4 protein-coding genes and 2 pseudogenes are annotated in these 4931 nt (G+C 64.9%); 2 read left to right on the top strand and 4 right to left on the bottom strand.

Translation table 11 applies throughout. The features are described from left to right. Nucleotides 1-390, top strand: a pseudogene (locus tag EOA24_RS27325) (beta-ACP synthase); the annotation flags it as partial. Nucleotides 391-540: 150 nt separating this feature from the next. Further along, nucleotides 541-1245, top strand: a complete 705-nt coding sequence (locus tag EOA24_RS27320; RefSeq protein WP_126080016.1) for a glutathione S-transferase N-terminal domain-containing protein — start codon at nucleotides 541-543, stop codon at nucleotides 1243-1245. Nucleotides 1246-1629: 384 nt separating this feature from the next. On the opposite strand, the gene EOA24_RS27315 is transcribed toward EOA24_RS27320, so the two are convergent. The 4 genes and pseudogenes from EOA24_RS27315 to EOA24_RS27300 all read right to left on the bottom strand — a co-directional run. Then, complete coding sequence (locus tag EOA24_RS27315; protein WP_348633084.1) at nucleotides 1630-1962, bottom strand: hypothetical protein; 333 nt, start codon at nucleotides 1960-1962, stop codon at nucleotides 1630-1632. 207 nt (nucleotides 1963-2169) lie between these two features. After that, on the bottom strand, nucleotides 2170-2784 hold the full coding sequence (locus EOA24_RS27310) for a nucleoside triphosphate hydrolase (protein ID WP_126080018.1): 615 nt from the start codon (nucleotides 2782-2784) through the stop codon (nucleotides 2170-2172). A 197-nt stretch (nucleotides 2785-2981) separates the two neighbouring features. After that, entirely contained in the window at nucleotides 2982-4088 is a 1107-nt protein-coding gene (locus EOA24_RS27305; protein ID WP_126080019.1) for a hypothetical protein, read from the bottom strand. Nucleotides 4089-4329: 241 nt separating this feature from the next. Then, a pseudogene (locus EOA24_RS27300) lies at nucleotides 4330-4931 on the bottom strand (methyl-accepting chemotaxis protein); the annotation flags it as partial.

Below are 4931 nucleotides of genomic sequence, written 5' to 3'. Positions count from 1 at the left end.
ATGCGTTTCTGCCTGGCGGATGCCGGGCTCAATCCGGAAGACGTCGACTACCTCAACGCGCATGGCACCGGCACCAAGGCCAATGACCAGATCGAGACCGCCGCGATCAAGCGCGTCTTCGGCAACCACGCCCCTTCGCTCTCCGTGTCCTCGACCAAGTCGATGCATGCGCATTGCCTCGGCGCTTCCGGCGGGCTGGAGATGATCGCTTGCGTGATGGCGATCCGCGACGGCATCGTGCCGCCGACCGCCAATTATCGCGAGCCCGACCCGGAATGCGACCTCGACGTAACGCCCAACACGGCGCGCGAGCGCAAGATACGCGCCGCGCTCAGCAACAGTTTCGCCTTTGGCGGAACCAATGCGGTGCTGGCCTTCAAGGCGGTCTGATCACAATCCCGGTTGACTGTATGTGCATCGGCCGCCGGTGGCCGGTGTATTGATCCCGGCCGGCCGGGGACCTAACTCTTCCTCACCCCGCCGTATTGTTTGCCACCCATTGTGAGCGCCGCCCGGCGCCAGCCCTATCCGGAGTTTCCGATGACCGACCTGTCCGCCTTTCCGATAGCCAAGCGCTGGCCGGCCAAGCAGCCCGAGCGCCTGCAGCTCTATTCGGCCACGACGCCCAACGGCGTGAAGGTCTCGATCGCGCTGGAGGAAATCGGCCTGCCCTATGAGCCGCATTATGTCGATATCGGCAAGAACGAGAGCTGGACGCCGGAATTCCTGTCGCTCAACCCGAACGGCAAGATACCGGCCATCATCGACCCGGACGGCCCGGGCGGCAAGCCGATCGGCCTGTTCGAGTCCGGCGCCATCCTGCTCTATCTGGCCGACAAGACCGGCAAGCTCATTCCCGCCGATCCGGCACGGCGCTACGAGACGATCCAGTGGGTGTTCTTCCAGATGGCGGCGATCGGCCCGATCTTCGGGCAGGTCGGCTTCTTCCACAAATTCGCCGGGCGCGAGATCGCCGACAAGCGGCCGCTCGAACGCTACCGCGACGAATCGCGGCGGCTGATCGGAGTGCTTGAAACGCGGCTGAAGGGCCGCAAGTGGATCATGGATGACGACTACACGATCGCCGATGTGTCGATGCTGGGCTGGGTGCGCAACCTGATCGGCTTCTACGAAGCGCGCGAGCTGGTCGGTTTCGATGATTTCCCGACCGTCGCCGAATGGCTGGAGCGCGGCCTGGCGCGGCCGGCGGTGAAAAGGGGCCTCACCATTCCGGCGAAGGGCTGAAGACGGTTCAGGTAAAGTCGTGCGGCACAAGAGTCCTGCGGGCGCGCCCATGCCGGGCTGGTTTCGACGCTCGGCGCTTTGGCTGAAGGTAGCGGTGGGCTAAGCGGGCGCGGCTAGCGCCCACGTTGGAGATTAGCCGAAACCCCCAGGACGTCGTCATACTCGGGCTTGACCCGAGTATCCATGCCGTGGCCGCTGCCGTAGAGTGCAACGGTGCAGAATTCTGTAACTGCAGCAACGCTTTAGCGTCACGGCATGGATTCCAGGGTCTGCGCGCGTCGCTTCGCTCCTTGCTCCGCCCTGGAATGACGACCGAGCTGTCTTGACCGCCAATCGCGAAGGTCCGGCTCGGCGACTTCGCCGTCCGGAATCGCGCAAAAAGGGCTATTTCGTCTTGGCCTTGGCACCACTGCGGCCGAGCATAGAGGCCGCAAGCCGCGCAGTCGCGACGACTGCTCCTGTGGCGACGCTTGCCACGGCGCGGATCGGACCCGCTTTCTTTGCCGCCGACTTGGGATGTTTCGCGCTCTTAGCCTCGACTTTATGGGCCGCAACCTTACGGGCCGCGGCTTTGTGGGTCACGCCTGGCGTCACTTTCTTCGGGGCCGCCTTGCCGAAAGCCGGCTTGGCGTCTTTCGATCGCTCGGCGATCGCCGGGCCGGCGCCCGCCTTGGCCTGCGTCGTCCTGGATTGGGTGGCCCTGGTTTTTTTGGCCACGGGCTTTCTGCTGTTGGTTGCCATCTGACAGTTCCTGCTCGCTTCTTTTCGCAATTCCGGACGGAAAGCGGTTGTCCGCTCCCCTGGAATTGCTCCGGCGCCGGACAATTCGGGATAGGCTGATAACGGCGTGAAAACCTTAAAGTTCCCGTCCGAAAATATCGAAAATTGGTTAACCAATCACCAGCATCATTGATCAATGACCCGTCATTGACCGATGACCATGTCGGCCGGCCGGCGCCGCGCCAGCACGCGCTCGATGTTGGGCATGTCGTTGGAGGCGATCCAGGCGCGGGCGTCCTCATCCGACTTGCCATGCTCGCGCCAGCGCTCCATCAGCCGGCGCTCGAGCTCATTGCGCGGCACGTCGACGAAGATGGTGAAATCGAACAATGGCGCCAGCCGCGTCCACGGCTCCTCGTCGAGCAGCAGGTAATTGCCCTCGACCAGGATGAACTTGGTGTCGGCGGAAACGATCTCGGCCGCCGCGCGCGACAGTTCGATGCTGCGGTCGAACACCGGAATGGCGATGTCGGGTTCGCCGGAGCGGATGCGCTTCAACAGCGTCTCGAAGCCGGCGAAGTCGAAGGTTTCCGGCGCGCCCTTGCGCGGACGCAGGCCGCGGCGGTTGAGGATGATGTCGTCATAGTGGAAGCCGTCCATCGGCACGACCTCGGATGTGCCTTCGGGCAGAAGCTCATGCAGGTTCGCCGACAGTGTCGACTTGCCGGAGCCCGGCGGACCGGCAATGGCGACGACGAAGCGCTTGGCCTTGCCGGCGCGCTTGAAGATGGCGGCAGTGATATGGGCGATCTCGGACATCGGCGCCTCTTCGGTAAGGGTGCGGCCGGCATTTTGGCGGGTGTCGGTGGAAATTTCAAACCTGCTCTTGGTGACTGAGGCTCGACCGCTTGTTCGGCAGCCTCCCGCTTTCGAAATTGGCCGGAACGCCTGCCCCCTTCGTCATCCACGGGCTCCGCCCTGGAATGACGAACTCCCAGGCGCCCCCGCCTGAACCCCTACGCCGGAGCTGAACGCCCGATGCGCAGGAAGCCGCTGTCGAACGGCGCCTCCTTCACCGCGCCGTTCGGCGCAAGAACGCGCAAACGATCGGCCACTGCCTCAATCTCGGCCGGCGCCTCGGCCTCGGCGGACGGAACCGCGCCGATGACATGGCGAAACGACACCGACCGCCCTTCAGCCAGCGCGAAGGCCGTGGCCATGCCTTCATGCTTCAGCCAATTGTCGCCGAGCGAGGCGGCATGGCCGATCGCGCTGCGGCCGTCCTCGATGCCGAGCACGCCGAGATGGCGGCCGCTCCAGGGCGCGTAGTCGCGGCCGCCATTCGAGAACCACAGCATCGTCACCGGCAGTTCGGCCGGGTTCTTCAGCACCAGAACCAGGTCCTTCTCCGCGCGCCGCGCGATCGCCGTCCAGCCCGGGCCGCCGTGATCCGCCTCGACCAGCGTGACGAAATCCTCGCGCCTGTCTTCCATGCGGTAGTCGGTGAGGTCGGTGGTGCCGCCGGCGGCGAGCGGAAACTGCGTGAGGTCGGCGGCGCGGGCCGGATAGGCAAGCATGAAGCGGCCGCGCGCCGGGTCGGGCTCCAGCGGCGTTGGGGGCGTGACAGCGACGCGCTTGGGCGAGAAGGCGAGCCGGCCGCCGCCTTGCATGACCGTCATCGGATGATGGGCGACGGAGATGGCGCCGGAGCCGCCGGAGAAGACGTGCTCCTGGTAAAGGAAAGGATGGTCGTCGCGCAGGGTAAAAACCTTGTCGACGGCGGCGCCCATCACCTTGCGGCGCAGCCGGAACACGGCCCGCCAGCCGCCGGCAATGGCGCCCTTTTCGACGACGTCCCATTCGCTGTTGGCCGGCCAGCCATGCAGGGGTGCCGCCTCGACGTCGCTGGCGGAGAAGGGTGAGCAGAGGAAATCGCCGGAGAGGCGCACCGTGCCTTCCGGGAGGTTCGCGGGCAATGTCTCGCGCGGCGCGCCGACCCAGGGCGCGCGATGCAGCGGCTTCAGAACGCGGCCATCGGCCTCGATGTCCATGGCGGCGATATGGCCGACGGCGAGATCGAGCGAGACGGAGATGCCTTTTGCGCCGATCGTGACCGTGTTCATGAATGCCTCCCGCGAATCTTTTCTCGCGGGGAGCAAAGCCCGTCGAATGCCTCCCGTGCAAGCAGCGCGATCGGCATTTTGCATCAGTTCCTCACCCTCCCCCTTACGGGGAGGCTCGGCGAGCGGTCGGAGCAAAGCGGAGACCGGTCGACGGGGAGGGGTCTGACAAAAAGAGTCCTTTCGACCCCCATCCCGATCCTCTGCGCGGATCGACCCTCCCCACAAGGGGGAGGGTGGAGCCCTACTGCCTTTTATACTCCCGCACCGGCGACTTCGTGCCATCCGTATAGGTCACCTGAACCGCCATCGATTTCACGTCGTCCTTGACCTTGAAATAGGGCTGGTAGTCGGAGGGAATGGCATAGGGGTCCTTTGCGTCGCAGGGCGGCATCTTGATCTCCTTGTCGAGCGCGCTGCCGTTGAGGCTGTAATGCACCTCCTTGATGGCGCAGCGGTAGGAGAGCATCTGGGTGAAATAGACCAGGCCACGATTGCCGCCGGAATCGAAAGCGATCCACGACGTCCAGAACTGGTCGAGGATCTGCTTGTTCTCCTGCTGGAGCGCGCCGTCGGGGTCGAAGCGGATGTCGAACGGGCCGGTCTCGCGGCCGCGGATGTCGAGATATTTTATGGCGATGGTGGTGGCGGCAGTGCTGTCCGGCAACTCGAAGCTCGGATTGGGCATCGGCTTGCCGGTGCGCTGGTCGTTCATCGCCATCAGGCCGGTGTCGGTGAACGGGCCGGAATCGCCAAGGCGCCAGGAGATCGCCGTCGCCGGCTCGGGCAGCGAGATCGTCATCGACCAGCCGGCGTTGGAGCGCATCGGCGTCAGCGTCGGCACGA

Source organism: Mesorhizobium sp. M2A.F.Ca.ET.039.01.1.1, from assembly GCF_003998035.1.
Lineage (GTDB): Bacteria > Pseudomonadota > Alphaproteobacteria > Rhizobiales > Rhizobiaceae > Mesorhizobium.
Note: the sequence above shows the minus strand (reverse complement) of the source record. Positions and strands in the feature narration are given on the sequence as shown.

Excerpts from the sequence above, each read along its gene's own strand:
- EOA24_RS27305 (WP_126080019.1), bottom strand. The coding sequence starts at position 4,088 with ATGAACACGGTCACGATCGGCGCAAAAGGCATCTCCGTCTCGCTCGAT.
- EOA24_RS27320 (WP_126080016.1), top strand. The coding sequence starts at position 541 with ATGACCGACCTGTCCGCCTTTCCGATAGCCAAGCGCTGGCCGGCCAAG.
- EOA24_RS27310 (WP_126080018.1), bottom strand. The coding sequence starts at position 2,784 with ATGTCCGAGATCGCCCATATCACTGCCGCCATCTTCAAGCGCGCCGGC.